This window comes from Streptomyces calidiresistens, assembly GCF_014141525.1.
GTDB lineage: Bacteria > Actinomycetota > Actinomycetes > Streptomycetales > Streptomycetaceae > Streptomyces > Streptomyces calidiresistens.
Map to the genome: position 1 here is coordinate 1 of NZ_VKHS01001291.1, position 929 is coordinate 929.

At 71.6% G+C, this 929-nt stretch carries 1 protein-coding gene; it reads left to right on the forward strand.

The annotated features are described in order from the left end of the window. Nucleotides 1-129: 129 nt before the first annotated feature. Nucleotides 130-759: a peptide deformylase gene (def, locus tag FOE67_RS26935; RefSeq protein WP_182667431.1), complete on the forward strand. Its 630-nt coding sequence runs from the start codon at nt 130-132 to the stop codon at nt 757-759. Nucleotides 760-929: the final 170 nt, after the last annotated feature.

Consider the following 929-nt stretch of genomic DNA (forward strand, 5'->3'; position numbering starts at 1 on the left):
CCCTCCGGGGGTCCCCCCCGGCGGCGCCCCGCATCCGTGCCGGGGAGGGCCGACCCCCGGTGCCCCGTAAGCTGTAGGGGGCCCCGGGGGCCGTTACATCTGCGGAGCGAGGAAGGCGGGCTGCGGACCATGGCGCGGCAGGAGACCGATCAGCGGGTCGAGGACGAGTTCATCGACGACACCCGGGACTGCGAGGAACGCGAGCGCGCCCACCGGGAGCGCGGCACCGCCCGCCCCATCACGGTGGTGGGCAACCCGGTCCTGCACCGCGAGTGCCGGGAGGTGACCGAGTTCGACGAGTCGCTGGCCGCGCTGGTGGACGACATGTTCGCCAGCCAGCGGGCCGCCGAGGGTGTCGGGCTGGCCGCCAACCAGATCGGCGTGGACCTCAAGGTCTTCGTCTACGACTGCGCCGACGACGAGGGCGTGCGGCACGTGGGCGTGGTCTGCAACCCCGTCCTGGAGGACCTCCCGGCCGATCGGCGGGTGCTGGACGACAACAACGAGGGCTGCCTGTCGGTGCCCACCGCCTACGCCGAACTGGCCCGCCCCGACTACGCCGTGGTGCGGGGGCAGGACCTGGAGGGCAACCCGATCCGGGTGCGCGGCACCGGCTACTTCGCGCGCTGCCTCCAGCACGAGACGGACCACCTCTACGGGCGCCTGTACATCGACCGCCTCTCCAAGCGGGAGCGGAAGAAGGCGCTGAAGATGATGGAGGAGAACACCCCCCGGTACGAAACCGTGCCGAACGACTGACGGCGGGTCGGCGGCGGCACGCCACCCCCCACCGGGGGAAACGCCGAACGGGGCGGGTCTTTTCACAGGCCCGCCCTTTGGCATGTCCGGGAGGGGGTTGACGCGGGTAGACCCCGGGCGCCACCCTCCCTGTCTCTTATACACAACTGACGCTGCCGACGAAGCTGCAA

Excerpts from the sequence above, each read along its gene's own strand:
- def (WP_182667431.1), top strand. The coding sequence starts at position 130 with ATGGCGCGGCAGGAGACCGATCAGCGGGTCGAGGACGAGTTCATCGAC.